Origin of the sequence: Nocardioides phosphati (assembly GCF_014646375.1) — a bacterium.
Lineage (GTDB): Bacteria > Actinomycetota > Actinomycetes > Propionibacteriales > Nocardioidaceae > Nocardioides > Nocardioides phosphati.
Genome location: NZ_BMNI01000003.1, coordinates 287093 through 313336, shown reverse-complemented (window position 1 = coordinate 313336; position 26244 = coordinate 287093). Strand labels below are relative to the sequence as shown.

Genomic DNA, 26244 nt, shown 5'->3' with positions numbered 1-26244 from the left:
TCGCTCGCCCGGCTTTCGCCTCGCGTGGTTGACTCCCCGCCATGCGCCTGACCACTCCCGCCCTCGGCCTCGTCCTGCTCACCTCGGCCCTCGGGCTGACCGCGTGCGGAGACAACGGCAGCGGTGACGACGAGATCGCGATCGCCGCCCTGGGCTCGCAGATCGCCTACCAGCTTCCCCCCGCCCAGGCGGAGTGCACGGCGAAGAAGATCGTCGAGGGCGTCGGCGTCGCGAAGCTGACCAAGGCGGGCGCGCTCACCAAGGACCACATCGCCCAGCTCAACGGCCAGTTCGACAAGGACGTCGCCACCCAGATCGCCGACGCCACCGTCTCCTGCTGGGACTGGCGCAAGAACACCGAGGCGTGGGCGTCGCAGTACCCCACGGCCGACGCCACGGACTGGGACAAGTACGTCGCGTGCGCCGAGAAGCTCGACGACAAGCTGCACGCCTCGATCCTGGCCGCCAACCTGAAGGGCGGCTCCGCCGCGCCCCGCGAGGCGTTCGCCAAGGCGCAGGCGAAGTGCCAGCAGGTGCTCGGCCCGGCGACCCACTGACCGCAGGCCACCAGCAGCCCCCGCGGCCCCCGCACAGACGGAAGGGCCCCGCCTCCCTCACGGGAGACGGGGCCCTTCTGCGTTGCTGGATCAGGCGGGGAAGGACTCGCCGTTCTTCGCCATGTCGCGCAGGTACTGCGTCGGGCGCAGCTGCTCGCCGTACTTGTCGGCCAGCTCGTCGGCGCGCTTGAGGAACGCCTCGATGCCGTAGGTGCCGTCAGCGGCGTCGTAGCCGGTGATGAACTGCGCGGCGCCACCGGTCATCGGCGGGAAGCCGATACCGAAGATCGAGCCGATGTTCGCGTGGGCGGCCGAGGTGACCACACCCTCCTCGAACGTCTTCGCGGTCTCGATCGCCTCGCGGAACATCATGCGGTCGCGCATGTCCTGCAGCGGGTACTGCACCTCCGCACGCGGGAAGAGCTCGGCGACGACGTCCGAGATCGAGCCGCGCTTGCCGTCGACGTACTCGTAGAAGCCGGCGCCCTTGAGCTTGGACGGGCGACCCGCCTCGATCATCTTGTTGACGACCTTCTCCGTCGTGGTCAGCTCCTCCTGGCCGAGCGCAGCGCGCGTGGCCGTGGCGATCTTGACCATGAGCTCCATGTTGAGCTCGTCGGTGATCTGGAGCGGGCCGACCGGGTAGCCGGCGGAGGTCGCCGCGCGCTCGATCGAGTACGGCGCCTGGCCCTCGAGCAGGAGCGCGAGGCCCTCCTCGATCTGGGTGCCGATGACACGCGAGGTGTAGAAGCCACGCGAGTCGTGCGCGATCATCGGGGTCTTCTTGATCAGCAGCGTGATGTCGTACGCCTGCGCGAGCGTCTCGTCGGAGGTCTCGCCGCCGCGGATGATCTCGACCAGCGGCATCTTGTCGACCGGCGAGAAGAAGTGCAGGCCGATGAAGCGCGCAGCGGCGCCCTCGCCGTCGATGCCCTTGGCGAGCTCGGTGATCGGCAGGGTCGAGGTGTTGGAGCAGAGCAGCGCGCCCTCGTTGAGGAACGGGATGACCTCGTTGAAGACCTTCTGCTTCAGCTCGACGTTCTCGAAGACGGCCTCGACGACCGTGTCGCAGCCCGCGGCGTCAGCCGGGTCGATGGTCGGCGTGATCCGGTTGAGGATCTCGTCGGCCTTCTCCTGCGTGAGCTTGCCGCGCGAGACGGCCTTCTCGTTGAGGCCGGCGGTGTAGGCCTTGCCCTTCTCGGCGGCCTCGATCGTGACGTCCTTGAGGACGACCTCGACGCCGGCACGCGCCAGGACGTAGGCGATGCCCGCGCCCATCATGCCCGCGCCCAGGACGATCGCCTTGGACGGCGTGTACTTGTCGACGCCGGCCGGGCGCTCCTTGCCCGCGTTGATCGAGCCGAGGTCGAAGAAGAACGCCTGGATCATGTTCTTCGCCTGCTGGCCGGTGACCAGCGAGGTGAAGTAGCGCGACTCGATGCGCGAGGCGGTGTCGAAGTCGACCTGCAGGCCCTCGGTGGCGGCCGCGAGGATCGCCTTGGGGGCCTTGTAGTCAGCCTGCTTGATCTGCTTCTTCAGCATCGGGGCGAACGCCGGGAGCATGCCCGCGAGCGACGGGTGCGACGGGGTGCCACCGGGGATCTTGTAGCCCTGGGTGTCCCACGGCTGCGCCCACGCCTCGGGGTTGGCCTTGATCCACGCCTTGGCGGCCGGGATCAGCTCGTCCTGGGTGGCGACGAGGTCGTTGACGAGGCCCTTCGCCTGCGCGGCGGCCGGCTTGAACTCGGTGCCCTGGCCCAGGATCTCCATGAGACCGGTCGCGAGGCCGAACATGCGGACGATGCGCGTGACGCCGCCACCACCGGGCAGCAGGCCGAGCTTCACCTCGGGCAGGCCGATGGAGTACTTGCCGTCGACCGCGATGCGGTGGTTGGCAGCGAGGGCGATCTCGAGGCCGCCGCCGAGCGCGGCGCCGTTGATGGCGGCGACGACCGGCTTCTGGAGCAGCTCGAGCTTGCGCAGGGTGGCCTTGACGCCCTCGACCATGTCGAAGACCTCCTGGGCGTTCTCCTTGCGGATGCCCATCATGCCCTTGAGGTCACCACCGGCGAAGAAGGTCTTCTTCGCCGAGGCGATGACGACACCGGTGATCTTGTCGGCGTCGGCGACGAGCTGGTTCACAGCGGCGTCCATCGAGCTGACGTACAGCTCGTTCATGGTGTTGGCCGACTGGTTCGGGTCGTCCAGGGTCAGCGTGGCGATGCCATCGGCATCGATGTCAACGCGGACAGCGGTCTGCTCAGTCATGTCTCTTGTCTTTCCTTCTCAGTCCGCTGCTCAGAGAGCTTCGACGATGGTCGCGATGCCCATGCCCGCGCCGACGCAGAGCGTGGCGAGGCCGTAGCGCTTGCCCTGGCGCTGCAGCTCGTCGACGAGCGTGCCCAGGATGATGGCACCGGTGGCACCGAGCGGGTGACCCATGGCCATGGCGCCACCGTTGACGTTGGTGACCTCCTGGCTGATGCCCATGTCCTTCATGAAGCGGAGGGCGACGGCCGCAAAGGCCTCGTTGATCTCCCACAGGTCGATGTCGTCGGCCGTGAGGCCGGCCTTCTCGAGCGCCTTGTGGGCCGCCGGGGCCGGGCCCGTGAGCATGATGGTCGGCTCGGAGCCGATGACCGCGGTGGCGACGATGCGGGCCTTGGGGGTCAGGCCGTGCTTCTTGCCCGCCTCCTCGTTGCCGATGAGCATGAGCGAGGCACCGTCGACGACGCCGGAGCTGTTGCCACCGTGGTGGACGTGGTTGATCTTCTCGACCTCGGTGTACTTCGCGAGTGCGACGTCGTCGAAGCCGGCGTCGACGCCCATGGCGACGAACGACGGCTTGAGGCGGCTCAGGCCCTCCACGGTCGTGTCCGGGCGGACGGTCTCGTCCGTGTCGAGGATGACCAGGCCGTTCTCGTCCTTCACCGGGACGACGCAGCCGTCGTAGTAGCCGTTGGCCCAGGCCTTGGCAGCACGCTGGTGCGACTGGGCAGCGAGGGCGTCGACGTCCTCGCGGGTGAAGCCCTCGATGGTCGCGATCAGGTCGGCGGAGACGCCCTGCGGGATGAAGTAGGTGTCGAGCGACGTCTTCGGGTCCATCGCCCAGGCGCCACCGTTGGAGCCCATCGGCACGCGGCTCATCGCCTCGACGCCACCGGCGAGGATCAGGTCCTCCCAGCCGGAGCGGACGCGGGCCGCGGCCTGGTTGACGGCCTCGAGGGCCGACGCGCAGAAACGGTCGATCTGGACGCCGGCGACGGTCTCGGCGAGGCCGGCCTTGACGGCGGCGACGCGCGCGATGTCGGAACCCTGGTCACCGATCGGGGTGACGCAGCCGAGGATGACGTCGTCGATGCCGCCGGTGTCGAGCGTCTCGTTGCGCTCCTCGATGGCGTGCATGAGGGTGACGACGAGGTCGATCGGCTTGACCTCGTTGAGCGAGCCGGTCTTCTTGCCTCGACCACGCGGCGTACGCACGTGGTCGTAGATGAATGCTTCAGCCATCAGGGTTCCTCACAGAGCGAATTGGTACACCGTGTACCCGGTGAATGGTAGCCGCACCCCGGCCGAAGGTGTATGCGTGCTCCCCGTCACATGGAAAGGACAGCGCGCGTCAGGCGCGCGCGAGCACGAAGACGTACGGCGCCGGGTGGCGCCGGTAGTCCATGACACCGAGCAGCGTGTCGGGGTCGACCCGGCGGAACGCGTCGATGATCGGGAGGTCGTCGTAGACCATCGCGGCGCTGACCACGCCGCGGAACGCGACGTCGCGCAGCCGCGCCTGGTGCCGTCGCGTCTCCAGCAACGGACGCAGCCGGCTGCTCACCGGCCTCGTGCGGCCGAGCTGGGCCGGCGACACGCGACCCGCGAGGCCGAGCGGCAGCCGACGCGGGCTCACGGGGTACACCGCCCCCGAGGCCGCTTCGAAGAGCAGCGGGTGGACGTGGTCGACGTCGTCGAACTGCTTGCCCCACCAGCCCGAGGGTTCCAGCAGACCGTCCATCGGATGGCCCGTCGCGATCTCCCGGCCGCGCCAGCGCCCCGTGATCTCGACGGCGGCGACGGGCGGCAGGTCGTCGAAGAGCGCGAGCGCCGCCTCGAGCGGAGCAGCCTCGCCGAGCGCCGCGAGCCGGTCGGTCGCCGCGCTCATGCGCTCGCCGGCAGTCGCAGGGCACCGGGCGCCGTGGCCGGCACGGCCGGCCGGGCCGGAGCCACCGGCGCCACCCGCTCGTACGGCGCACCCAGCGGCGGGCGCGGATCGGCCTCGCCCCGGTTGGGCCAGAACGCCATCGCCCGCTCCGCCTGGGCGGTGATCGTGAGCGACGGGTTCACCCCGAGGTTGGCGGTGACCGCGGAGCCGTCGGCGACGTGCAGGCCCGGGTGGCCGTAGACCCGCTGGAAGGGGTCGATCACGCCGGACGCTGCCGAGTCACCGATCGTGCAGCCGCCGATGTAGTGGGCCGTGGCGGGAATGTTGAAGAGGTCGGTCGCGACCGCGCCGGTGTCGCCGTCGACCTTCGCGGCGTACTCGCGGGCGATCTCGTGCGCGACCGGGATCCAGTCCGGATTGGGCTCGCCACTCCCCTGCCGCGTCCTGAGCAACCCGCGCCGGCGGTAGGAGGTGAGCGAGTTGTCGAGGGACTGCATCACCAGCAGGATGACCGATCGCTCGGAGGCACCGCGGGCGTTGACCAGCCGGAGGAACGCGATCGGGTGCAGCAGCACCGACAGCACGAAGCGGAGCAGCCGGAACGCACCGCCGTCGATCATCGGCATGATCTGCATGAACATCGAGTTCTGGCCCTTGCCGTAGGTGCAGACCTCGACGTGGGTCTGCGGCTCGGGGTGGATGGACGACGTGATCGCGACGCCCTGGGCGAGGTCGTCGCGGCTCCGGCTGGAGACGCTCAGGATCGCCTCGGAGTTGGAGCGCGTCAGCTCGCCGAGCCGGTCCGACAGGCCCGGCAGGGTGCCGTCGTCCTTGAGCTTGTGCAGCAGCTTCTGCGTGCCGAGGGCGGCGGCCGCGAAGACCACCTGCTGCGCGGTGAACGTCCGGCGTCCCTTGCGCAGCCTGCCGTCGGACCGCTCCGTCTCCACGACGTAGCCGCCCCTGCCGTCCTCGGCCACGGAGGTCACCGTCGTCAGCGGATGGACCTCGGCCCCGTTGGCCTCCGCGAGGTGCAGGTAGTTGGTCGTGGTGACGTTCTTGGCGTTGTGCTTGCAGCCGGTGAAGCACTCCGAGCAGTGGATGCAACCCCGGCGTCGCGGGCCGGCGCCGCCGAAGTAGGGGTCGTCGACCTCGACTCCCTCGTTGCCCTCGTTGAAGAAGACGCCGACGTTGGTGCGGTGGAAGGTGTCCGCCACGCCGCGGTCGCGGGCGACCTGCAGGAGGATGTCGTCCTTGGGGCCGGTGCGCGGGTTCTCGACGACGCCGAGCATCCGCTTCGCCTGGTCGTAGTACGGCGCCAGCTCGCCGGCCCAGTCGGTGATGTGTGCCCACGCGGGGTCGCGGTAGAAGTCCGGCAGCGGCTCGTAGAGCGTGTTGCCGTAGATCAGCGAGCCGCCGCCGACGCCCGCACCACTGAAGACCATGCACTTGCCGAGCACGCTGATCCGCTGCGGGCCGGTCATCCCGAGGCGCGGCGCCCAGATCGACTTGCGGAGGTTCCAGTTGGACGTCGGCAGGTCCTCCGCTTCCCAGCGGCGCCCCGCCTCGAGGACTCCGACGCGGTAGCCCTTCTCGGTCAGCCGGAGCGCGGTCACGCTGCCACCGAAGCCCGAGCCCACGACGATCACGTCGTAGTCGTAGGCGTGGTCGTGTGCAGTCATCGGGCAACCACCTCATAGTCCGCCGCGCGGAACTTCGCGCGGGCCTTGTACTGCGCCCCGATCCAGGGCCAGTTGGTCGTGATCCGGCCGTCCGGCTGGCGGTACCAGGAGGTGCACTGGCTCCAGACGCTGCCGGAGAGCTCCGCCTGCACCTCCTGGTCGTAGGCCTGCTCCACCTCGGACCGGACGTCGAGTGCGCCGGCACCGGCGGCCAGCTGCTCGACGTACGCACCGAGGTAGCGCGCCTGCGCCTCGAGGAAGTAGATGATCGACCCGCCGCCGGTGTTGGTGTTGGGGCCGTACATCACCACCAGGTTTGGGAAGCCCGGCACGGTCATGCCGTAGTAGGCGTGCGCGCCCTCCTTCCAGACCTCGGCGAGCCGCCGGCCACCGCGGCCGGTGATCTCCATCGGTGCGAGGAACTCGGTCGCCTTGAAACCGGTGCCCCACACCAGGACGTCGCACGGGTGCTCGGTGCCGTCAGCGGTGACGACGCCCGTCGGGGTGATCGCCGTGACGCGCTCGGTCACCAGGTCGACGTTGGGACGCGCGAGAGCGGGCAGGTAGTCGTTGGAGAACAGGATCCGCTTGCACCCCACCGGATAGTCCGGCCAGACCTTCTCGAACAGCCCCGGCTTCGCCTTCGTCTGCCGCTTCATGTGGGCACGGGACAGCGCGCGGACCGCACGCGCAAGAGGCCTGGAGTAGACCCACGCGATGCTGAGGCTCTCGACCACGGCGTACCAGGTGGCGCGCTCCGCCAGCTCCGTCACCGGCAGCTTCTCGAAGACCCGCTGGTGCAGCGGCGAGAAGGTCCGGTCCATGCGCGGCACGATGTGCGGGGGCGTGCGCTGGAAGAGGTCGAGATGGTCCACCTGCGCCTGGAGCTCGGGCACGAACTGCACAGCGCTGGCGCCGGTGCCGATCACCCCCACCCGCTTGCCGGCCAGGTCGACGGAGTGGTCCCACTGCGCGGAGTGGAACGCCGGCCCGGCGAACGTGTCGCGCCCTGCGATGTCGGGGAACGCCGGACGGGAGAGCTGCCCGACCGCCGGGACGAGCACGTCCACCTCGAGCGTGGAGCCGTCGGCGAGGGTGACCGTCCAGCGGCTCGTCGCGTCGTCGTACGCCGCGGTGCTGACCTCGGCGCCGAAGCGGAGGTGACGGCGCAGGTCGTAGGTGTCGACGACGCCGCGGATGTAGTCGAGGATCGCGGGCTGCCGGGAGAAGCGGTGGGGCCAGCGCGGGTTCGGCTCGAACGAGTAGGAGTAGAACGGCGAGGGCACGTCGCACGCCGCGCCGGGGTAGGTGTTCTCGCGCCAGACGCCGCCCACGTCGTCGGCCTTCTCGAGGATCACGAGGTCGTCGAAACCCCGCTTCTTCAGCTCGATGGCCGCCGCCAGGCCACCGAAGCCGGAGCCGATGATCGCCACGGAGGGAGCCGCCCCGCGGTGCGTCGCGGTCATCGGGCACCCCGGGCCGAGGCGTCCTCGAGGATCAGCCGGGCACACGCCTCCGGGTCGTCCGCGAAGGGGAGGTGCCCACAGCCGACGAGGTCGACGTGGCGCGCGAACGGCAGCGCCAGGCGGGCCCGGGCACTCTGGGTCCGGTGCAGGAGCACGACGTCACGGGTGCCCCAGGCGACCGTGACCGGCAGCTCCGGGAGCGAGCCCGGGTCGTCGTCGGGGGTGAGGCGGTAGCGACCGAAGTCGGACCGGGCTGCGGCGAACGCCGGCGCGGCGACCAGCGCTGCCAGATCCGCGCGGGCCGCCTCCGGGGAGACGCGCGTGGGGTGGCCGAAGAAGCCACCGAGCAGCGCGGCGCGACCGGCGGAGTGCCCGACCGCACGACTCAGCAGCGGCCCCGCGACCCGCCCGCTGGCCCGCATCGCCGTGACCATGCCCTGGGTCCAGCGCAGGCCCGGCGCCTGCCAGAACCCCACGGGCGAGAACGCCGTCACGGCCGCGGCCACGCCCTGCCGGCCGAGCTCGAGGGCGACGCCGCCGCCCATCGAGCTGCCCACCACGTGCGGTCGTTCGATGCCCTCTGCCCGGAGCCAGTCCGCGAGCCACGCGGCGTACCCGCGCGGACCGGGGGCGACGCCGTCGACCATCGGCGAGGCCCCGAAGCCGGGCAGGTCGATCGCGATGACCTCGTGGTCGCGGGCGATCCGGTCGAGGACGGGCTCGAAGACCTGCCATCGGCTGCCGATGCCGTGGACGAAGAGGACCGGGTCACCCGAGCCGGCGCGGTGGAGAGAGATGCTCATGGACCCATTAGAGCGACGCCGCGTCACGGTTCCCATCCGATCCGGCGCCGAGTTCTTTCGAATTCCCGCCACCGCTGGCAGGATCAGTCCGTGCTGCCGCAACTCCCCCGCTCGACCGCCGGCGCCGCGGCGCTCGTCGAGCTGGCCGCGGAGTACGCCGTCCCGGCCGAGCGCCTGCTCGCCGGCAGCGGCATCACCGAGACAGCCATCGCCGACCCGGCCGCCGAGGTCACCGCGGCCGCGGAGCTGGCCGTGGTCCGCAACCTGCTCCGCGAGCTCGGGCACGTCCCCGGGCTCGGCCTGATCGCCGGCCACCGCTATCACGTCGGCCTCTTCGGGATCTGGGGCTTCGCACTGCTCACCAGCCCGACCATCCGCGACGCCCTCGGCCTCGCGGTCAGGTTCGTCGACCTCACCAACTCCTTCTCGCGGCTGGCCTACACCGAGTCGGCCACCGAGGCGCTGCTGGAGTTCGACGACTCCGGGGTGCCCGCGGACGTCCGGACCTTCCTGCTGGAGCGCGACGTGGCCTCAGCCCTCCGCCTCCAGCAGGACATCCTGCGCGCTCCGCTGCCCGGCCTGCGGCTGGAGCTCACGCTCCCGGAGCCGCCGGAGGCCGGCGTCTTCGCGGAGGTCACCGGCGTGCACCCGGTCTTCGGTGCGCCACGCAACGTCCTCGTGGTGCCCCACGAGGCGCTGGACCGACCGCTGCCGCAGGCGCATCCGCTCGTCGCCGCCACCGCCCAGGACCAGTGCGCCGCCCTGCTCCGGGCCCGGCACGAGCGGGTCGGCGTCGCCGGCCGGGTCCGGCAGGTGCTGCTCGCGGGGCGCCCGGGCCGGATCCGCCAGGAGGAGGTGGCCGCCGCACTCGCGCTGAGCCCGCGGACGCTGCACCGCCGGCTCGCCGCGGAGGAGACGACCTTCCGGGACCTGGCCACGGAGACGACCGTGCTGCTCGCCCAGGAGATGCTCGCGGCCCATCTCACCGTCGAGGACGTCGCCGCCCGTCTCGGCTACGCCGGCGCGCCCGCCTTCACCGTCGCGTTCAAGAAGGCCACCGGGACCACGCCCGGCAGCTGGGCCCGCGCGCGACGGACCCCGACGCGCCCGTCCTGACCGGAGCTCAGGCCGGGGCGATCGTGCGGCGCTTGCCCGGCACGCGAGGAGCGCGACGGGGCACCGCCCGTGCGAAGGTCTCGATGAGCAGTCGCCGGGTCTGGCTCGGCAGCACCACGTCGTCGATGCCGAAGCCGTCGGCCGCCAGCACCGGGTCGATGTTGGCGCGCATCAGCTCGATGAACTCCGCCCGCTTCTTCTCCGGCTCGGGGTCGTCGAGGTAGACCGACTTGAAGGCGATGTCGACCGCGCTCTCGACCGGGATGGCGCACAGCTCCGCGGTCGGCCACGCCAGGCTGAGATCGGCGTCGATGCTCCGGCCACCACCCATGACGACGTACGCCGCGCCGTACGCCTTGCGGGTGGTGATGACGACGCGGGGGACGGTGGCGTTGGCGAGCTCGAAGGCGATCCGCGCGCTGCGGCGTACGAGCCGGCTCTCCTCCGCAGCGGTGCCGACCTGGAAGCCGGGCATGTCGATGAGCACGACGACGGGCAGGCCGAAGGTGTCACAGACGGCGACGAAGCCGCCGAGCTTCTCGGCCGCGGCACCGTCGATCGCGCCGCCGAAGACCTGCGGCTGGTTGGCGACGATGCCGACCGGGCGGCCGGCGAGGCGGACGAGGGCGCAGACCATGTTCGGCGCGTAGCCGGGCTTGATCTCGAAGACGGTCTCGTCGTCAGCGAGCCCCTCGATCACGTCGCGTACGTCGTAGGCCTGGCGCATGTTGGCGGGGATCAGCGTGTCGAGGCGGTCCGCGAGGTGGCCGGGCCCGGCGTGCGGATCACCGAGGTTCTGCGGGCCGTCCTGCCAGGAGGGAAGGTAGGAGAGGTAGAGCCGGATCGCGTCGAGCGCCTCGTGCTCGTCATCGACGGCGAGGTCGACGACGCCGCGGCGGGCGCAGTTGTCGGCGCCGCCGAGCTCCTCGTTGGTGGCGTCCTCGCCGGTGCCGTTCTTCACCAGGAAGTCCGAGGAGAGGCCCATCGTGCCCTGGCCGCGGACGATCACCACGAAGTCGCAGCAGGCCGCGAGGTTGCCGGGTGCGCCGAACCCGGGGCCGAGCATCGCGGAGACGAGCGGCACGTAGCCGGAGAGGTCGCACATCTTCATCAGCAGCTCGGAGCCGGGCGCGGCGAGACGGGAGTCGAGCGCCTCCTGCATGCGGTGGCCGCCGCCGTCGTGGAGCAGCACCATCGGGATCCGGTCATGCAGCGCCCGGTCGGCCATGCGCATCACCTTCGCCATGCCGACGGCCCCGTTGCTGCCGCCGAGCACGGTGAAGTCGAACGCCGCCAGCGCGACCGGGCGGCCGTCGACGTAGCCGATGCCGGTGATGACGCCGTCGGCCGGAGCCACGAGCGGGGCCGCGCCGGTGTTGGACGGACCCGGGCCGGCCAGGCCGCCGAACTCGCCGAACTCCTCGCCCGCGAGGTAGGCGATCCGCTCGCGCGCGGTCAGCTTGCCGCGGGCGTGCTGCTTGGCCACCTTGTCGGCGCGGGCCTCGTCGAGGAGGGCAGCCTTGGCCGACGCGACGTGGTCGATGAGTGCCTGCTCGGCGGTGCGCTCGGTGGTGCGCTCGGTGATGGGGTCGGTGGCCGGGTCGGCGGTGGTCATCGGGCGTCCTCGAGGGTGGTGGCGGCGAGCGTGGACAGCAGGAGCGGCTTGAGCGAGCGCCAGTCGGCGTCGAGATCGGCGTCGACGTAGAGCGTCCGGCGCATGGCCAGGCCGCGCATCGTGGCGACGGCGTAGCGGCCGGCAAGCGCTCCGGCCGGCGTCGTCAGCTCGGGGGCGATGAGGGCGGCCAGCGCCACGCCCTCGCGGTCAATGCGCTCCTCGACGGCGAGCAGATGCGCACGGAGCTCGGGGTTGGTGCGCGCGGCGACCCAGAGCTCGAGCGCGATGACGAACGTCGGGCCGGCGTAGAACTGCCAGACCACGTCGAGCGCCGCCTCGGCCCCCCGGCGCGGCTCCCGCTGGAGGTCGGCCCGGACGTCAGCGATCCGTCGGGCGGCCAGCTCGTCGACCGCGGCGGTGACGAGGGCGGCCTTGGTGCCGAAATGGTGCAGGTGCGTGCCGACCGAGCGCCCGGCGCGCTGGCAGACCTCGGCAACGGAGACACCGGCGTAGCCGACCTCCTCCATCAGCTCGAGGGTGGCCGCGATCAGGTCGGCACGGCTCGCCTCACGGCGTTCGGCCTGGGTCCTGCGGGTCATGGCCGCGACGGTAACGCATTTCCGTTACGTACGTAATGTTTCTGGTCAGACGCGGCGGCCGATGAAGGCGAGCAGCTTGGTCTGCGCGTCGGCATCGTCGGCCACCGCCACCCGCGGGCCGTAGTGGCCGCTCGACCGCAGGATCTCGTCCCACGGCTCCATGCCGGCGAGCATCGCCGCACAGCGCTCGGGGTCGAGCGTCTCGTCCTGCCCCGTCGCCCGTGCCAGGTCCCACGTGTGCAGGAAGAGGTCGCTGGTGAAGAACTGGTCGATGGCCCGGTCGAGCGGGTGGGTCCCCGGAGGCCCGGTGTAGGTCAGCTCCGCGGTCGCCGGGTCGTCGAGCAGCGCCTGGACCTGGGCCGCGAAGAAGTCCCACGCACCAACCGGGTCCTCATCGACGCTCGGCCCCTTCGCCAGCTCCACCCCCGCGCCCGAGGAGAGGAACGCCGGCAGCCATTCCACGAGGTGCCGGACCACGTCGCGCGCGACCCAGCCCTCGACCGGCGCCGGGTCGTCCCAGCGGCCGTCGGGCACGCCGTGCACCCGGGCGGCGAAGGCGGCGCTGGTCTGGCGGAAGGAGTCGGCGGCGCTCATGGAGCGAGCCTAGGCGGGTACGGCCCCAAGGACCCTGACAACGAAGGACGTGCGGAAGGAGGGCGTCATGCCCGGAAGGAGAAGCCCCGGCCCGAGCGTGAAGGACAAGGAGCTCTACGAGAAGCTCCGCGACGAGGGCAACAGCAAGGAGAAGTCGGCGCGGATCGCGAACGAGGCCGCACGGAGCGGACGTTCGACGGTGAGCAGCCGTGGCGGCCACGGCGGCGACTACGAGGACCGCACCGTCGGCGAGCTGCGCAAGCGCGCCCGTGAGGTCGGCATCAAGGGCCGCTCGCACATGAGGAAGGGCGAGCTGATCAAGGCGCTGCGGAACCATTGACGGTCCGGTCCACGATCCCAGCGCCCTTCGGTCGTGCGGGAGGATGACCGGGTGAGCGCCTCCCGCACCGCACTCGTCACCGGCGCGACCGGCTTCGTCGGTCGCCACCTCGTCCCCGCCCTCCTCGCCGAGGGCTGGGACGTCCGCGCCCTCACCCGGCGCCCCGAGGCGTACGACGGCCCGGGCACCGTCGTCGGCGGCGACGTCGACGACCCCACCACGCTGGCCCCGGCGCTCGAGGGCGTCGACGTGGCCTTCTACCTCGTCCACGCGCTCGACCACGCCGACTTCGAGCAGCGCGACGCACGCGCCGCCACCGCCTTCGCCCGCGCGGCCGAGCAGGCCGGCGTACGCCGGATCGTGTATCTCGGCGGACTCGGGGCGGACGGCGAGACCCTGTCGCGCCACCTCCGCTCACGGCGGGAGGTCGAGCACCTGCTGGCCGGGACCTCCGTGCCGGTCACGGCGCTCCGGGCCGCGATCATCGTCGGCGCCGGCGGCATCTCCTGGGAGCTCACCCGCCAGCTGGTCAAGAACCTCCCGGCGATGGTCGTGCCGCGCTGGGCGAGCACGCGCACCCAGCCGATCTCGCTCGACGACACGGTGCGCTACCTCGTCGGCGTGGCCGACCACCCCGATGCCGAGGGCCGCACGTTCGAGATCGGCGGCGCGGACAGCCTCACCTACCAGGAGATGCTGCAGGTGACCGCGGAGCAGGTGGTCGGCCATCGCGTCCCGATCGTGCGCGTGCCGGTGCTGACGCCGCGGCTCTCGTCGTACTGGCTCGCGCTGGTGACCGACATCGACATCCAGACCGGCCGCAACCTGATCGACTCGCTCGGCACCGAGGTGGTCGTCACCGACTGGTCGATCCGCGATGTCGTGCCCGGCGACCCGCTCCCCTACACCGAGGCCGTACGCCGCGCGCTGGCGCAGCGCTGACGCAGCGCTGATGCAAGGGGTCGCGCGCCTGGCGTGGCCACGGCCGCGGGTGCTCAGCCGAAGAGGAGCGGCAGGCCGAAGAGCATCGCCAGCGACCAGGTGAGGTGCGTGATGACGGGGCCCAGGATGCCGCCGGAGGCACGCCGCTCGAGCCCGACGACGACGCCGAGGCCCGCAGCGGCCAGCGTCAGCAGCAGGTTGCCGGTCGCGATGGTCGTCACGGTGTACGCCGCCGAGGAGACCAGCACCGGACGCCGCGGGAGGGCGGCGTACACCGCACCGCGGAAGAAGAGCTCCTCCGCGATGCCGTTGACGACCGTGACCGCGACGATCGCCGGCATCGCGCCCTGGGCGGCGTGGTCGAGGACGTCGGTCACCTGGTCGGCCACCAGCGACACCGGCCGCAGGACCAGGCCACCGACGAGGAAGATCGCCGCAAGTCCCAGCCCCAGCACGAACGGCGCGAGCACCGGTCGCCTGAGCCGGTCGCGCACCGCGATGCGACCGAGGTGGAGCGGGCCGGACAGGAGCGCACCGCCCGTCCACACGCCTGCGAGCAGCAGCGTGGCCGGGTAGAACCAGGCGCTGCCCGGCTCGATCCGCAGCGAGACACCCAGCACCAGCGCGCCGACGAGGATCGTGGCGCCCGCGACGACCTGGCGTCGCAGGAGCCCCCGCGGGGTGTCGCGTTGGTCGCGGGCGACCTTCTCCCACAGCGAGCGACGCAGCCAGGCGCGCACGTGCGCACCTCCCCTCATGGATGATGTTCCCTGTGACTGCCTCGATCATCGCCTACCAGGGCGAACCCGGCGCCAACTCCGACATCGCCTGCCGCGACGTCTACCCCGACTGGGAGACCCTGCCGTGCGCGTCGTTCGAGGACGTCTTCGCCGCGATCCAGGAAGGCCGCGCCGAGCTGGGCATGATCCCGATCGACAACTCGCTGGCCGGCCGCGTCGCCGACATCCACCACCTGCTGCCCAAGTCGGGGCTGCACATCGTGGGCGAGTACTTCATGCCGATCCACTTCCACCTGATGGGCGTGCCCGGCGCGTCGCGGTCGGACATCAAGACCGTGCACTCGCACGTCCATGCGCTCGGGCAGTGCCGGCGGATCATCGCCGAGCTGGGGGCGCGGCCGGTGATCGCGGGTGACACCGCCGGGTCCGCGCGCGAGGTGGCCGAGTGGGGCGACCCGTCGCGCGCCTGCCTCGCGCCGCCGCTGGCCGCCTCGGTCTACGGCCTCGACGTCCTCGCGGAGAACGTCGAGGACGAGGACCACAACGCGACCCGCTTCGTCATCCTGTCGCAGGAGTACGTCGAGGCCCCCGCGCCTGCCTCGGACGCCGAGATGGTCGTGACGACCTTCGTCTTCCGGGTGCGCAACCTGCCCGCCGCGCTCTACAAGGCGCTCGGCGGCTTCGCGACCAACGGCGTCAACATGACCAAGCTCGAGGCGTACATGGTCGACGGCGAGTTCACCGCCACCATGTTCCTCGCCGACGTCGAGGGGCATCCCTCGCAGCCGGGCCTGGCGCGGGCGCTGGAGGAGCTGGAGTTCTTCACCGACGAGCTAACCGTCCTCGGCGTCTACCCCGCCGCGGAGTTCCGCATCGAGGGCGAGCACCAGCCGAAGTAGCCCGGGCCGTCGCGCCGAGAGGGCAAGCAACAAGGGGTGGACTCCTCGTCACCATGTGACGAGAAGTCCACCCCTTGTGCGACGTGCAGATCAGCGCGGAAGCTCCGTGCCGCTGGGTGGCACCGGGCTTCCGTCTGAGGTCTGGCTGGGTCAGCGACCGCCGCTGAAGCGGGCCGCCGAGTGGCTGTTGCCCGCGCCGGCACCCGAGCGGCGCTGGCCACCCTGACCGCCGGAGCGCTGGCCACCCTGACCACCCGAGCGCTGACCGCCCTGGCCGCCGGAGCGCGCCTGGCCACCGCCGGCGGAACCACCGGAGCGCGAGCCGCCCTGGCCACCCTGGCCGGAGCCGCCACGCGAGCCACCCGAGCGCTGGCCGGAGGCCGAGGCACCGGAGCCGCCGGCGTTGCCGCCGTTGCCACCGCGCGAACGGGAGCGGTTGCGGCCGCCACCCGAGCCTGAGCCCGAGCCAGCGCCACGACCGGCGGGCTGCGCCGGGGCCTCCACCTTGAGGCCACCCGCGACCTCGACGCGCTCACCGGGGGCGAGCGACTTGAGGATCGGGTGCGAGGCGTCGCCGACGACCGTGGTGGTCGGCTTGATGCCCGCGGCACGAGCCAGGGCACGCACGTCGCGGACCTGGTCGTCGGTCATCAGCGTGATGACGGTGCCCTCGGCGCCGGCTCGCGCCGTACGGCCGGAGCGGTGGAGGTAGGCCTTGTGCTCGGACGGCGGGTCGGCGTGCACGACGAGCGCCACGTCGTCGACGTGGATGCCGCGCGCTGCGACGTCGGTCGCGACGAGCGTGGTGGCCGCGCCCGAGTGGAACGCCTCCATGTTGCGGGTGCGGGCGTTCTGCGACAGGTTGCCGTGCAGGTCGACCGTCGGTACGCCGTTGGCGTTGAGCTGGCGGGCGAGCGCCTTGGCGCCGTGCTTCGTGCGCGTGAAGACGACCGTGCGGCCGGGGGCCCGGGTCAGGTCGACCAGGATCGGCAGGCGCGACTCGCGGCGTACGTGGAAGACGTGGTGGTCCATCTTCGCGACCGGCGACTGGGCCGAGTCGGCCTCGTGGGTCACCGGGTCGTTGAGGAACTTCTTGACCAGCTGGTCGACCGCGTTGTCGAGCGTCGCCGAGAAGAGCAGGCGCTGCGAGCGCGGCGGCGTGGCCTGGAGCAGGCGGCGCACGGCCGGGAGGAAGCCGAGGTCGGCCATGTGGTCGGCCTCGTCGAGGATCGTGATCTCGATGTCCTTGAGCGAGCAGTGACCCTGCTGGATCAGGTCCTCGAGGCGGCCCGGGCAGGCCAGCACGACGTCGGCGCCGCGGCGGAGGCCGGCGACCTGCGGGTTCTGGCCGACGCCACCGAAGACGGTCTGCGTGGTGAGGCCGAACTCGGCCGCGAGCGGCTTGAGGGAGGCCTCGATCTGGCCGACGAGCTCACGCGTCGGGGCCAGGATCAGCGCACGGGGAGCGCCGGCGCGCGGCTTGCGGCCGGAGGCCGCGAGGCGGGCGACCATCGGGAGCAGGAAGGCGTAGGTCTTGCCGGAGCCGGTGCGGCCACGGCCGAGCACGTCGCGACCCGCGAGGGAGTCGCCGAGCGTGGCCGCCTGGATCGGGGTGGGAGTGGTGATGCCCTGGGCAGCCAGGACGGTGGCCAGTGGCGTGGGTACGCCGAGGCCAGCAAAATCAGACGTGAAGTCAGAAGTAGACAAGGAGTCATTCAATTCGTTCGGTGTCTCACCAGAACGCCCGCGGTGACCGCGGAAGTGAGCCTCGAGAAGCGAGGCGCAGCCAAACAAGGGCTGCCGGTCCGCGGCAAGACTGGGCGGACTCGACCACTGTACGGGACCCGGCCCTGACCTGCGAAAACGCGGAGGGTGAGATCGCCCACCCCTCAACGGCGGGCGACGACGGGGTGGCCGTGCCGCCAGCGGAGCCGCGCGACGAACGGGACGCGCCGGCCACCGGTCCACTCGGTGCCGTGACGCCACGCGTGGAAGTAGAAGCGCACGGTCCGGCCGGTCCGCAGCACCTCGCCACCGCCGGCTCCGCAGAGCACCCGCCCGGCGCGCGAGCGCAGCACCAGCCGCCCGTGGTGCGGGCCGGCGGGCGTGAAGCGGCCGCCCGGCGTACGGGCGCGGTAGACCTCGGTGCGGTAGCCGCAGCCGCGGTAGGAGTGGCGGCTGACGAAGAGCCACGTGGCGCCGCCGTACGTCAGCATGCTCGGCGCCTCGGTGATCGTGCGGCCGTTGCTGACCAGGACCCGCGAGCGGGCGCCCGGCCGGAGGCGCAGACCGTCGCGGCGCAGCGCGATGATCCGGATCTGCCCGACGCCGCTCACCCGGTCGCGCCGGACGAAGGTGAGCCAGCGCCGGCCCTGCGGGCCGACGTACACCGACGGGTCGATCGCAGTGGCCCGCCGGCCACCGCAGACCAGCGGCCCGCCCACGGTCCGGAAGCCGTGCGCCGGCCGCGACGAACGTGCGACGCCGATGCAGTCGCGGCCGCCGCGGCGCGTGGCCGCGAAGTACAGGTTGTACGCCGGACCCCGCCGCCCGCGGGCCGGCGCGACCCGCGCGACGTGCGGCGCCCAGAGGTGCCGCGTGCCGCCGATGCCGGTGCCGAACCAGCGCGGGAGGCCACTGCGCGGCATCGCGAAGCCCGATGACCGGAACCCGCGGCCGTAGCGCGTCGAGACCAGCACCGGGAAGCCCGGGCCGGTGCCGAAGACGGCCACGTGGCCGCGCGCCCGGAGTGGCGACGGATCGGGGAGCCCTCCCTCCGCGAGCTGGGCGACGGCCCGTTCGTGCCCGCGCGCGGAGGCCGCTCCCTCCCCCACGACACCGACCATCACGACCACGGCCACCAGGACGCCGAGCGCCCGTCTTACTGCCTGCACTGCTGCCCCAAACACGTGTCCCCGGTGTGCCTGCCGCACACCCGGGGACGAGGGTCCGTCAGCAGTGGTCCAGACGTCCCGGAAATGAGAGAACGCCACCCGTCCGGGCCACGGAATGGCCCGAACGGGTGGCGTCGATCAGTCCTGCTTGTCGGACTCCTGCGGGTTTGTGCCGCGTCAGCGCTGGCGCGGGCCGTACGACGGCGTCGACTTCTGGAACGCCGCGTTGCGCGCCGCCGCGGTGTTGCGGGCGAAGAGGAGGAAGAGCTGCTCGAGGCGCTCGCGGGCGAAGGTGCGTCGCGGCGAGGAGGTCCAGCTGTCGTTGAAGAGGCGCTTGGCAGCCGCGAGCTGGTCGGGCGAGCGACCCTTGAGCTGCTCGGCCAGGGCGAACGCCGCGGCGAGGGGGTCGGAGTCGAGCTCGGTGACCAGGCCCAGGTCGCGGGCCTCCTTGCCGGAGATCATCTCGGCGGTCATCGTCAGCTTCTTGGCGACGTCGATGCCGACGAGCTCCTTGAGCGCCTGCACGCCGGACATGTCGGGGATCAGGCCCCACTTGCCCTCGAGCACCGACCAGGTCGAGTCGGGCGTCGCGAACCGGAAGTCGGCCGCGAGCGCGATCTGCAGGCCGCCGCCGAGGCAGTTGCCGTGGACCGCCGCGATCACCGGCACCGGGATCCGGCGGAAGCCCCACGGCGCCTCCTGGAAGAGGTTGGTGCCGCGCAGCGGGTTGGGCACGAACGCCTTGAGGATGCCGGCGGGCGACTTCAGCACCTTGGCGAAGTCGAGGCCCGCGCAGAACGAGGCGCCCTGGCCGCTCACGACCACGGCCCGCAGCGTCTTGTCCTTGCTCAGCTTCCGCGTCGTGCGCTGGAGGTCCGCGAGGAGGTCCAGGGTCAGCGCGTTCATCTTGTCGGGACGGGCGAGCTGGACGTGCGCGATGCCGTCGACGGTGGTGCAGGAGACGTAGGACATGGCTTGAGGTTACTCGCGAGTACGCCGCGGGGCGAGGGCGATCTGGGCCACACGGCTACCGTGCTGGGCATGCGTCAGGTCAGCAGCTCCCTCCAGCTCGACGTCCGGACCGACGCCCACCTCGTCTTCTCCGTCGCCGTCGCGCAGAGCCACCCCCTCAGCGACGAGCACCTCGACATCACCCTCGACGGCGCCCCGCTGGCGGCCACCGAGATCACCGACGTCCACGGCACGCGGCTGCACCGGGTCGCGGCCGGGCCCGGCCGCCTCGAGATGACGTACGCCGCGACCGTCGGCCCGGCCGAGCCCGCGCCCGTGCTCCCCGCCGACGACATCGTCTACCTCCGCCCGAGCCGCTACTGCGACTCCGACCGGCTCGCCAACACGGCGTACTCCCACCTGGGCGACGCGACCGGCCAGGAGGTCGTCGAGAAGGCGCGGCAGTGGATGCTCGGGCACATCGTCTACGCGCCGGGCAGCAGCGGCCCGGCCGACGGCGCGCTCGAGACCTACCTCCACCGCGCGGGCGTCTGCCGCGACACCAGCCATCTCCTGATCGCGTTCCTGCGGGCGCGCGGCGTGCCGGCGCGGCTGGTGTCGGCGTACTCCCCCGGGCTGCAGCCGATGGACTTCCACGCGGTCGTCGAGGTGCTCGTCGACGGCGCCTGGTGGGTGATCGACGGCACCGGCCTCGCCAGCCGGCCCGACCTGGTCCGCATCGCGACCGGGCGCGACGCCGCGGACACGGCGTTCCTCACGGTGCTGGCGGGCAACGCCGACCTGCGCGGCCTGCGCGTCGACGCGACCAACGCCGAGGGCCTCACCCCCGACGACGGCGTACGCCGGGTGCAGCTGCGCTGACGCCCGCTCGCGCCCGGCAGGCGACTCAGACGCGCGTCACGTCGACCGCGACGGCGAGCGTGGAGGCGCCCGCGGCCTCGGCCATCACGATGCCCTTGAGCGGGGAGACGTCGCGGAAGTCGCGGCCCCACGCGGTCACGACGTAGCGCGAGTCGGCGAGGTGGTCGTTGGTCGGGTCGAGGTCGATCCAGCCGCCCCCGGGCACCATCACCGAGGCCCAGGCGTGGGAGGCGTCTGCGCCGGCGAGCTTGGCCTGGCCCGGTGGCGGCACGGTCTCGAGGTAGCCCGAGACGTAGCGCGCCGGCAGCCCGAGCGACCGCAGGCAGCCGATCGCCAGGTGGGCGAAGTCCTGGCAGACGCCCTGCCGCAGCTCGAGCAGCTCCGGGAGCGTGGTGCGCACGGTCGTGACGCCGGACTTGTAGGCGAAGTCGCGGTGGATCCCCCGGGCCAGCGCCACGATCGCCTGGCCCAGCGGCATCCCGGGCGCGATGACGGAGCGGCAGTAGTCGAGGACCTCGGGGGCCGGCTGGACGAGCGGCGACGGCAGCAGGTGGCCGACGCGGTCGACGGGGTCGGCGTGCGCGAGCAGGTCGGCGGCGGCCGCCTCGACAGTCCACGCGTCGAGCGCGTCGAGGTCGGGCTGCGGCCAGTGCACCTCGAGGTGGCTCACCTTCTCGACCACGAGCTCACGGTGCGGGGTCTGGATCTCGACGTAGAACGACGGGTTGCCGAAGTGGTCGACGTGCTCGGTCAGCAGCTGCGGCTCGGGCGAGACGTGGACCTCGTTGGCGAGCACCCGCTGCGAAGGCGTCGCGCGCGGGGCGAGGAAGCCACGCTCGAAGCAGGCCTCCACCGCCCCTTCGTAGGTGTACGTCGTGCGGTGCCGCACGGTGTACTGCCGCGGGGTCCAGTCGTCGGGGCCCTGGCTCACGAAGTCACCGCCCAGTTGATCGGCAGCGTCTGCTGCGAGGTCTTGCGCGCGAACCGGCGGCGGGTCAGGTCGTCGGAGACCGCGAACAGGGAGGCGCGCACCTCGCCGAGGATCTCGGCCAGCCCGGTCCGGTCACCGGCGCACGCCTCGACGAGATCGACGCGGGCCACCTGGCCGGCGAGCGCCTCGGCCTTCGCGGCAAGCACCTCGTCGCCGACGAGGTGGAGGTCCTCGGCGAGCCGGTCGATGCTGAACGCGACCGAGCGCGGGTTGCCCCTGTCGAGCAGGAGCAGCGAGACGGCGGAGTGGATCGGCCAGACCGGCCCCTCGCCGGCGACCGTGCGGCGGCGGTGGGTCAGGATCGACTCGCCCACCTCGAGCACCGCCTCGGTGAGCTGGCCGTCGATGATCGGCGGCCGCTCCTGCGCGAGCGTGGCGGCGAGCAGCGCGACCGTGAACTGCGCGCGCTCCAGCCGGATGCCGCCGTCGAGGAAGCCCCAGGTCTCGTCGCGCACCATCGACTCGGCGATGACGCCGGAGACCGCGAGCAGCGACTCGAGCACGTCGTAGAGGTGCGGCTGGAGCTGGTGCTCGTCGGACGGCACGTGGGCCAGCGTGCGGTCGAGTCGCGAGAGGACGTGCCAGATGTCCTGCGAGAGCTGGTCGCGCACACGCTGCGCAGCGTCGCCGAGGCGGTCGGCGGCGTAGCGGAGGCTGCCCGACTGCCGGGGGTCGGTGACCATCGTGCGCACGTGCGCGCGGGGCTGCGCGGGGTCGCCCGGCACCCGCGTGATCGTCGTGGCGGCCGCCAGCAGGGCCCGCATCGCCTGCTCGCCCGGGGTGCCCGGACGCGACGCGTGGTCCTCGACCAGGTCGTCGCAGACACGCAGCACGCGGCCCGCGGCCTCGGCGCGCTCGGCGTACCGGCCGAGCCAGAAGAGGTTGTCGGCGACGCGGGGCGCGACCACCGCGCGCGGGCGGACGGCGACGAGCTCCGGGCGTACGCCGGGGTCGCCCCAGCCGCTCTCGGCGGTCTCGGGCGCCAGCACCCAGACGTCCTTGGCGATCGCGCCCGCGGAGCTCGAGACGTGGAGCTCGGGGGCACCCACGCCCGCGCGGGCGAGACCGCCGGGCATGACGTGGCGCTCGCCGTCGCGCTGCGCCCAGAACGTGCGGACGACGACGCGGCCGGGCACGAGGCCGCGCGGGGTGACGACCGGCGCCGTCGAGAGCGGGAGCGGCTCCTGCCCGACCCAGGCCCAGGGCTCGGCCTGGATCCGGCGCCGGAGCTCCTCGCGGGCATCGGGCGCCAGGTGCGCGCCGAGGTGTGCCCGCTCGGGGCCACCGGTCGCCAGCGGACGGATCACCAGGCGGTCGAAGCTGTCGAGCACGTGGGCGAGGCCGTCGCGGTCGCCGCACCACCAGGCCGGCTTGCCGGTCAGCTGGAGGTCCTCGCCGAGCAGGGCCTGCGACGCGGCCTGCAGGAAGGGCGCGAGGCCGGGGTTCTCGAGCACCTGGGCGCCGAGGGGGTTGGCCACGGTGAGGGTGCCGCGACGGGTCGCCTCGACCAGGCCCGGCAGGCCGAGCTGGGAGTCGCCGCGCAGGTCGAGCGGATCGCAGTACTCCGGGTCGACGCGGCGCAGCAGCACGTCGACCGGCTCGAGCCGGCCCGCCGCGCGCAGCCACACGCGGCCGTCACGCACCACGAGGTCGTCCGACTCCGCCAGCGGGAAGCCCAGCAGGCTGGCCAGGAAGCTCTGGTCGTACGCCGTCTCCGACATCGAGCCGGGCGAGTAGAGGACGACCCGGGGCACCTCGGAGCTCGGCGGAGCCGCCTCGCGCACGGCCGCCGACATGGTGTGGAAGAAACCACGCAGGCGGGCCAGCTCGGTGGAGCGGTGGAGGCCGGCGAGCACGCGCGTGGTCACGCGCCGGTTGGCCATCGCGTAGCCGGCGCCGGACGGCGCGGACATCCGGTCGGCGAGCACGCGCCAGCTGCCGTCGGCGTCACGGCCGAGGTCGTGGGCTCCGACGACGAGCCCGCCACGGCTGCGGACGTGGTCGACCTGGCGCAGGAAGCCGGGGTGGCCGAGCACGACCTCGGCCGGGATCACGCCACGGCGCAGCAGCAGCCGCTCGCCGTACAGGTCGTCGTGGATCAGCTCGAGCAGGGCGGCGCGCTGCTGCAGGCCGCGCTCGAGGCCGGCCCACTCGGCGGCGCTCAGCACCACCGGGAGCGGGTCGAGGCGCCAGTCCAGGTCGCGGACCCCGTCACGGCCGCTCACGCCGTAGCGGATGCCGTCGTCGTGGACCAGGCGCCGGGTCTCGTGGCGGGCCGCGAGCAGCCCCGGCATGCCCATCGCGTCGACGGCGTCGGCAAGGAGCTGCTGCTCCGGGCGGAGCCCCTCCCCGGCCACCAGCTCGTCGACTCCACGCAGCGGGTCAGCCGGGCGGTCGCGCAGCGTCGCGGCGTACGCCGCCAGTACGCCGGAGGACACGGCCGTGGGCGCGCCGGAGGCCGGCGCGGCCCCATCGGCCGGGTTGAGCGGGGTGGTCACGCATCGACCCTACGGTCGATTCCCCGGGAGAAGCGCCGCGCCGTCACGCGACGGGTGGCGCGTTCCGCCGGGTTCCGGATCAGGCAGCCGGCGTGAACTCGCGCGACGAGGCGGCCGCGTCGAGCTCGGCCTGGATCGCCTTGCGGGCCTTCCGGCCACCGGTCGACATCTTGTAGAGCTGCGCGACGCGCTTCGGGGCGTTCTTCGGCGTCGTCGTGGCGAGCCAGCCGTTGGGCAGCGAGAGACGGAAGACCTTGTGCCAGGCCGACCCGAGCTGCTTCGGCAGCGAGCCCGCGACGTACGGCAGGCCGTACTTCTCGAAGACCGCCTTGACCTGCGGCGCCACCTCGGCGAGGCGGTTGGAGTTGAGGTCGGGGAAGAGGTGGTGCTCGATCTGGTGCGACAGGTTGCCGCTCATGATGTGCATGAGCTTCGAGCCGGTGATGTTGGCCGAGCCGAGGCCCTGGCGGAGGTACCACTCGGCCTTGGTCTCGCCGTCGATCGAGCTCTTCTCGAAGACCGCGACGCCCTCGGGGAAGTGGCCGCACATGATGACCGAGTGGCTCCAGACGTTGCGGCCCACGTTGGCGATGAAGTTCGCCACGAGGGTCGGGAGGAAGCCACCGAACGGCGCCGCGAGCAGCGGGTGCACGAGGTAGTCCTTGCCGGCCTGCTTGCGGATCTTCTTCAGCACGTCCTTCGCACCCTTGGTGAAGTGCTCCGGGCGGTCCTCCTTCTTCATCGGGAGGTACTTGCCGAGCTGCAGGTCGTAGGCCGCGATGCCGTACTCGAAGAAGCAGGCGTTGACGGCGTTCCACAGCGGCTGCAGCAGGAAGAACGGGTGCCAGCGCTGGTCCTCGTCGACGCGCATGATCGAGTAGCCGAGGTCGTTGTCCTTGCCGAGCACGTTCGTGTACGTGTGGTGGAGCTCGTTGTGGCTGTGCTTCCACGCCTCGGCCGGGGTGGCGTTGTCCCAGTCCCAGTTGGTCGAGTGGATCTTCGGGTCACGCATCCAGTCCCACTGGCCGTGCATGACGTTGTGGCCGATCTCCATGTTCTCGAGGATCTTGGCAACGGTCAGGCCGGCGGTGCCGACGACGAACGCCGGCGGGAAGACGCTGGCCAGCAGCGTGGCCCGCGAGCCGACTTCGAGCCAGCGCTGGAAGGCGATCAGCCGGCGGATGTACGCCGCGTCGGACGCGCCGCGCTTGGCGAGGATCTCCTGGCGGATCGCCTCGATCTCGGCGCCGAACGCCTCGATGTCCTCGGGGCTGAGGTGGGCGGTGGGGTTCTCGTCGAGCTTCTGGATGGCAGTCATGATGTTCCTCCTGGGGTCGAGCGAGAGATCAGTGGTCGAGGTGGCAGGCGCCGGCGGCGGCGCTGATGCAGGTCTGGACGGCGACAGGGCCGGTCATGGCGTCGGCCATGGTCACGTCGCCGGTGCGGAGGTCGCGCACGGCGCCCTCCTTGAGCGGCAGGACGCAGCCCATGCAGATGCCCATCCGGCAGCCGCTGGGCATGAGGACGCCCGCCTCTTCGGCGGCGTCGAGGATCGGGGTGGCGCCGTCGGCGGCAATCTCCTTGCCGCCGACGTGGACCGTGCCGCCGTCGCCCGCGACCACGGTCGCGGCGCGGAACTGCTCGGTCTGGAGCGGCAGGCCCTTCGCGGTGTGGTGCTTCTCGAGCGCCTCGAGCAGGCCCGCCGGGCCGCAGGCGTACGTCGTACGGGCGGCGAGGTCGGGGACCAGCTGGCCGAGGGTCTCCATGTCGAGGACGCCGTGCTCGTCGTCGTAGCGGGCGACCAGGTTGATCGCGCCGGCGGCGTCGAGGGCCTGCAGGTCGCGCAGGAAGATCGAGTCGGGCTGCGACGGCGCGACGTGGACGACGACGATGTCGAGGTCCTTGCTGCGGGCCGGCTTCAGCACACCGGAGTCGGTGGACGGGAAGAGGTTGCGCAGCATGCCGACGACGGGCGTGACGCCCGAGCCTGCGGTGACGAAGAGGAGCTTGCGGTGCGACGCGGGGGTCACGCCGTGCTCGTCGGCGGGGAGGACGAACTCGCCCGCGGCCTGCTCGAGGTGGAGCAGGGTGCCGCGCTGGGTGCGGTGGACGAGGTGGTTGCTGACCTTGCCGTCCGGCACCGCCTTGACCGTGACGGAGATGAGGCCGTCGCGGCGCGGGCCGTGGGTCAGGGAGTAGGCGCGCCAGTGGCGGACGCCGTCGACGTCGACGGCGATCCGGACGTACTGTCCCGGCACGTGGCCGGCCCAGTCGGCGCCCGGCTTGATCACGATGGTGGCCGCGTCGGCGGTCTCGGGCTCGACGGAGACGACCCGGCCGCGGAGGTCCGCGCCCGGCCGCAGTGGGGCGACCAGGTCGAGGTAGTCGGCCGGCAGCAGCGGCGTGGTGGCGGCCTCGAAGACGCGGGTCAGCCGGTGGCCGATCCGGGCGCCGGGCCGGGTGCCGGTCTGCGGGAGGAGTGTCGAGCTCATGTACTTCAGTGTGGTGGCGGCCCGGGTTAA

Annotated in this window: 23 protein-coding genes; 6 read left to right on the top strand and 17 right to left on the bottom strand. The window is 72.2% G+C overall.

All coding sequences use genetic code 11. The features are described from left to right. Positions 1 to 41: 41 nt before the first annotated feature. Positions 42 to 557, top strand: coding sequence for a hypothetical protein (locus IEX47_RS08740; protein ID WP_188783614.1), 516 nt, complete (start codon positions 42 to 44; stop codon positions 555 to 557). 90 nt (positions 558 to 647) lie between these two features. Here IEX47_RS08740 and IEX47_RS08735 read toward each other — a convergent pair whose 3' ends face one another. From IEX47_RS08735 to IEX47_RS08710, 6 genes are all read right to left on the bottom strand, one after another. Then, on the bottom strand, positions 648 to 2825 hold the full coding sequence (locus tag IEX47_RS08735) for a 3-hydroxyacyl-CoA dehydrogenase NAD-binding domain-containing protein (protein ID WP_188783613.1): 2178 nt from the start codon (positions 2823 to 2825) through the stop codon (positions 648 to 650). Between the two features lie 30 nt (positions 2826 to 2855). Next, a complete protein-coding gene (locus IEX47_RS08730) occupies positions 2856 to 4067 on the bottom strand; it encodes an acetyl-CoA C-acetyltransferase (protein ID WP_268238964.1) in 1212 nt (403 codons plus the stop codon). 109 nt (positions 4068 to 4176) lie between these two features. Then, positions 4177 to 4713, bottom strand: a complete 537-nt coding sequence (locus IEX47_RS08725) for a DUF4334 domain-containing protein (protein WP_188783612.1) — start codon at positions 4711 to 4713, stop codon at positions 4177 to 4179. Next, entirely contained in the window at positions 4710 to 6392 is a 1683-nt protein-coding gene (locus tag IEX47_RS08720; RefSeq protein ID WP_188783611.1) for a GMC oxidoreductase, read from the bottom strand. The genes IEX47_RS08725 and IEX47_RS08720 overlap by 4 nt, the downstream gene beginning before the upstream one ends. Then, positions 6389 to 7858, bottom strand: coding sequence for a flavin-containing monooxygenase (locus IEX47_RS08715; protein WP_188783610.1), 1470 nt, complete (start codon positions 7856 to 7858; stop codon positions 6389 to 6391). The genes IEX47_RS08720 and IEX47_RS08715 overlap by 4 nt, the downstream gene beginning before the upstream one ends. Next, entirely contained in the window at positions 7855 to 8661 is an 807-nt protein-coding gene (locus IEX47_RS08710) for an alpha/beta fold hydrolase (protein WP_188783609.1), read from the bottom strand. Before IEX47_RS08710 ends, IEX47_RS08715 begins: the two co-directional genes overlap by 4 nt. Before the next feature lie 90 nt (positions 8662 to 8751). Here IEX47_RS08710 and IEX47_RS08705 point away from each other — a divergent pair, with 90 nt between their 5' ends. Continuing rightward, positions 8752 to 9777 carry an AraC family transcriptional regulator gene (locus IEX47_RS08705; protein WP_188783608.1) on the top strand — a complete coding sequence of 342 codons (1026 nt, stop codon included), beginning with the start codon at positions 8752 to 8754 and terminating at the stop codon, positions 9775 to 9777. A gap of 7 nt (positions 9778 to 9784) precedes the next feature. On the opposite strand, the gene IEX47_RS08700 is transcribed toward IEX47_RS08705, so the two are convergent. From IEX47_RS08700 to IEX47_RS08690, 3 genes are read right to left on the bottom strand one after another with little or no spacing between them, the layout of a single operon-like run. Continuing rightward, positions 9785 to 11392, bottom strand: a complete 1608-nt coding sequence (locus IEX47_RS08700) for an acyl-CoA carboxylase subunit beta (RefSeq protein WP_188783607.1) — start codon at positions 11390 to 11392, stop codon at positions 9785 to 9787. After that, positions 11389 to 11991, bottom strand: coding sequence for a TetR/AcrR family transcriptional regulator (locus IEX47_RS08695; RefSeq protein WP_188783606.1), 603 nt, complete (start codon positions 11989 to 11991; stop codon positions 11389 to 11391). Before IEX47_RS08695 ends, IEX47_RS08700 begins: the two co-directional genes overlap by 4 nt. 45 nt (positions 11992 to 12036) lie before the next feature. After that, entirely contained in the window at positions 12037 to 12585 is a 549-nt protein-coding gene (locus IEX47_RS08690; protein ID WP_188783605.1) for a TIGR03086 family metal-binding protein, read from the bottom strand. A 67-nt stretch (positions 12586 to 12652) separates the two neighbouring features. Between IEX47_RS08690 and IEX47_RS08685 the strand changes: the two genes are divergently transcribed. Then, positions 12653 to 12925: a DUF7218 family protein gene (locus IEX47_RS08685; protein ID WP_188783604.1), complete on the top strand. Its 273-nt coding sequence runs from the start codon at positions 12653 to 12655 to the stop codon at positions 12923 to 12925. A gap of 51 nt (positions 12926 to 12976) precedes the next feature. Then, the gene (locus tag IEX47_RS08680; RefSeq protein WP_188783603.1) at positions 12977 to 13867 is read left to right on the top strand and encodes an NAD(P)H-binding protein; all 891 of its coding nucleotides are present in this window, start codon (positions 12977 to 12979) and stop codon (positions 13865 to 13867) included. Between the two features lie 53 nt (positions 13868 to 13920). Here the strand turns inward: IEX47_RS08680 and IEX47_RS08675 are convergent, their stop codons facing one another. Further along, the gene (locus IEX47_RS08675; RefSeq protein WP_229662743.1) at positions 13921 to 14607 is read right to left on the bottom strand and encodes a CPBP family intramembrane glutamic endopeptidase; all 687 of its coding nucleotides are present in this window, start codon (positions 14605 to 14607) and stop codon (positions 13921 to 13923) included. Between the two features lie 32 nt (positions 14608 to 14639). On the opposite strand from IEX47_RS08675, the gene IEX47_RS08670 reads away from it, so the two are divergent. Continuing rightward, positions 14640 to 15506 carry a prephenate dehydratase gene (locus tag IEX47_RS08670; RefSeq protein ID WP_229662742.1) on the top strand — a complete coding sequence of 289 codons (867 nt, stop codon included), beginning with the start codon at positions 14640 to 14642 and terminating at the stop codon, positions 15504 to 15506. A 150-nt stretch (positions 15507 to 15656) separates the two neighbouring features. Here the strand turns inward: IEX47_RS08670 and IEX47_RS08665 are convergent, their stop codons facing one another. The 3 genes from IEX47_RS08665 to IEX47_RS08655 all read right to left on the bottom strand — a co-directional run bounded on the left by IEX47_RS08665 (position 15657) and on the right by IEX47_RS08655 (position 19372). After that, positions 15657 to 17213 (bottom strand): DEAD/DEAH box helicase, encoded by a 1557-nt coding sequence (locus IEX47_RS08665; protein ID WP_188783600.1) that lies wholly within the window; start codon positions 17211 to 17213, stop codon positions 15657 to 15659. A 182-nt stretch (positions 17214 to 17395) separates the two neighbouring features. After that, positions 17396 to 18400 (bottom strand): family 43 glycosylhydrolase, encoded by a 1005-nt coding sequence (locus IEX47_RS08660; protein WP_188783599.1) that lies wholly within the window; start codon positions 18398 to 18400, stop codon positions 17396 to 17398. 177 nt (positions 18401 to 18577) lie between these two features. Then, a complete protein-coding gene (locus IEX47_RS08655; RefSeq protein ID WP_188783598.1) occupies positions 18578 to 19372 on the bottom strand; it encodes a crotonase/enoyl-CoA hydratase family protein in 795 nt (264 codons plus the stop codon). 69 nt (positions 19373 to 19441) lie between these two features. Between IEX47_RS08655 and IEX47_RS08650 the strand changes: the two genes are divergently transcribed. Then, the gene (locus IEX47_RS08650; protein ID WP_188783597.1) at positions 19442 to 20233 is read left to right on the top strand and encodes a transglutaminase-like domain-containing protein; all 792 of its coding nucleotides are present in this window, start codon (positions 19442 to 19444) and stop codon (positions 20231 to 20233) included. A 25-nt stretch (positions 20234 to 20258) separates the two neighbouring features. Here the strand turns inward: IEX47_RS08650 and IEX47_RS08645 are convergent, their stop codons facing one another. The 4 genes from IEX47_RS08645 to IEX47_RS08630 form a co-directional block, all read right to left on the bottom strand. After that, a complete protein-coding gene (locus IEX47_RS08645; protein ID WP_229662741.1) occupies positions 20259 to 21164 on the bottom strand; it encodes a transglutaminase family protein in 906 nt (301 codons plus the stop codon). Then, on the bottom strand, positions 21161 to 23722 hold the full coding sequence (locus IEX47_RS08640) for a circularly permuted type 2 ATP-grasp protein (protein WP_188783596.1): 2562 nt from the start codon (positions 23720 to 23722) through the stop codon (positions 21161 to 21163). Before IEX47_RS08640 ends, IEX47_RS08645 begins: the two co-directional genes overlap by 4 nt. A 79-nt stretch (positions 23723 to 23801) precedes the next feature. Next, positions 23802 to 25040: a fatty acid desaturase family protein gene (locus tag IEX47_RS08635; protein ID WP_188783595.1), complete on the bottom strand. Its 1239-nt coding sequence runs from the start codon at positions 25038 to 25040 to the stop codon at positions 23802 to 23804. 28 nt (positions 25041 to 25068) lie between these two features. Continuing rightward, positions 25069 to 26214: a ferredoxin reductase gene (locus tag IEX47_RS08630; protein WP_188783594.1), complete on the bottom strand. Its 1146-nt coding sequence runs from the start codon at positions 26212 to 26214 to the stop codon at positions 25069 to 25071. Positions 26215 to 26244: the final 30 nt, after the last annotated feature.

Bases quoted from the DNA above. Each gene is read 5' to 3' on its own strand.
- IEX47_RS08730 (WP_268238964.1), bottom strand. From the start codon at position 4,067: ATGGCTGAAGCATTCATCTACGACCACGTGCGTACGCCGCGTGGTCGA.
- IEX47_RS08695 (WP_188783606.1), bottom strand. From the start codon at position 11,991: ATGACCCGCAGGACCCAGGCCGAACGCCGTGAGGCGAGCCGTGCCGAC.
- IEX47_RS08685 (WP_188783604.1), top strand. From the start codon at position 12,653: ATGCCCGGAAGGAGAAGCCCCGGCCCGAGCGTGAAGGACAAGGAGCTC.
- IEX47_RS08715 (WP_188783610.1), bottom strand. From the start codon at position 7,858: ATGACCGCGACGCACCGCGGGGCGGCTCCCTCCGTGGCGATCATCGGC.
- IEX47_RS08720 (WP_188783611.1), bottom strand. From the start codon at position 6,392: ATGACTGCACACGACCACGCCTACGACTACGACGTGATCGTCGTGGGC.
- IEX47_RS08635 (WP_188783595.1), bottom strand. From the start codon at position 25,040: ATGACTGCCATCCAGAAGCTCGACGAGAACCCCACCGCCCACCTCAGC.
- IEX47_RS08655 (WP_188783598.1), bottom strand. From the start codon at position 19,372: ATGTCCTACGTCTCCTGCACCACCGTCGACGGCATCGCGCACGTCCAG.
- IEX47_RS08650 (WP_188783597.1), top strand. From the start codon at position 19,442: ATGCGTCAGGTCAGCAGCTCCCTCCAGCTCGACGTCCGGACCGACGCC.
- IEX47_RS08740 (WP_188783614.1), top strand. From the start codon at position 42: ATGCGCCTGACCACTCCCGCCCTCGGCCTCGTCCTGCTCACCTCGGCC.
- IEX47_RS08690 (WP_188783605.1), bottom strand. From the start codon at position 12,585: ATGAGCGCCGCCGACTCCTTCCGCCAGACCAGCGCCGCCTTCGCCGCC.
- IEX47_RS08700 (WP_188783607.1), bottom strand. From the start codon at position 11,392: ATGACCACCGCCGACCCGGCCACCGACCCCATCACCGAGCGCACCACC.
- IEX47_RS08725 (WP_188783612.1), bottom strand. From the start codon at position 4,713: ATGAGCGCGGCGACCGACCGGCTCGCGGCGCTCGGCGAGGCTGCTCCG.
- IEX47_RS08735 (WP_188783613.1), bottom strand. From the start codon at position 2,825: ATGACTGAGCAGACCGCTGTCCGCGTTGACATCGATGCCGATGGCATC.
- IEX47_RS08710 (WP_188783609.1), bottom strand. From the start codon at position 8,661: ATGAGCATCTCTCTCCACCGCGCCGGCTCGGGTGACCCGGTCCTCTTC.
- IEX47_RS08630 (WP_188783594.1), bottom strand. From the start codon at position 26,214: ATGAGCTCGACACTCCTCCCGCAGACCGGCACCCGGCCCGGCGCCCGG.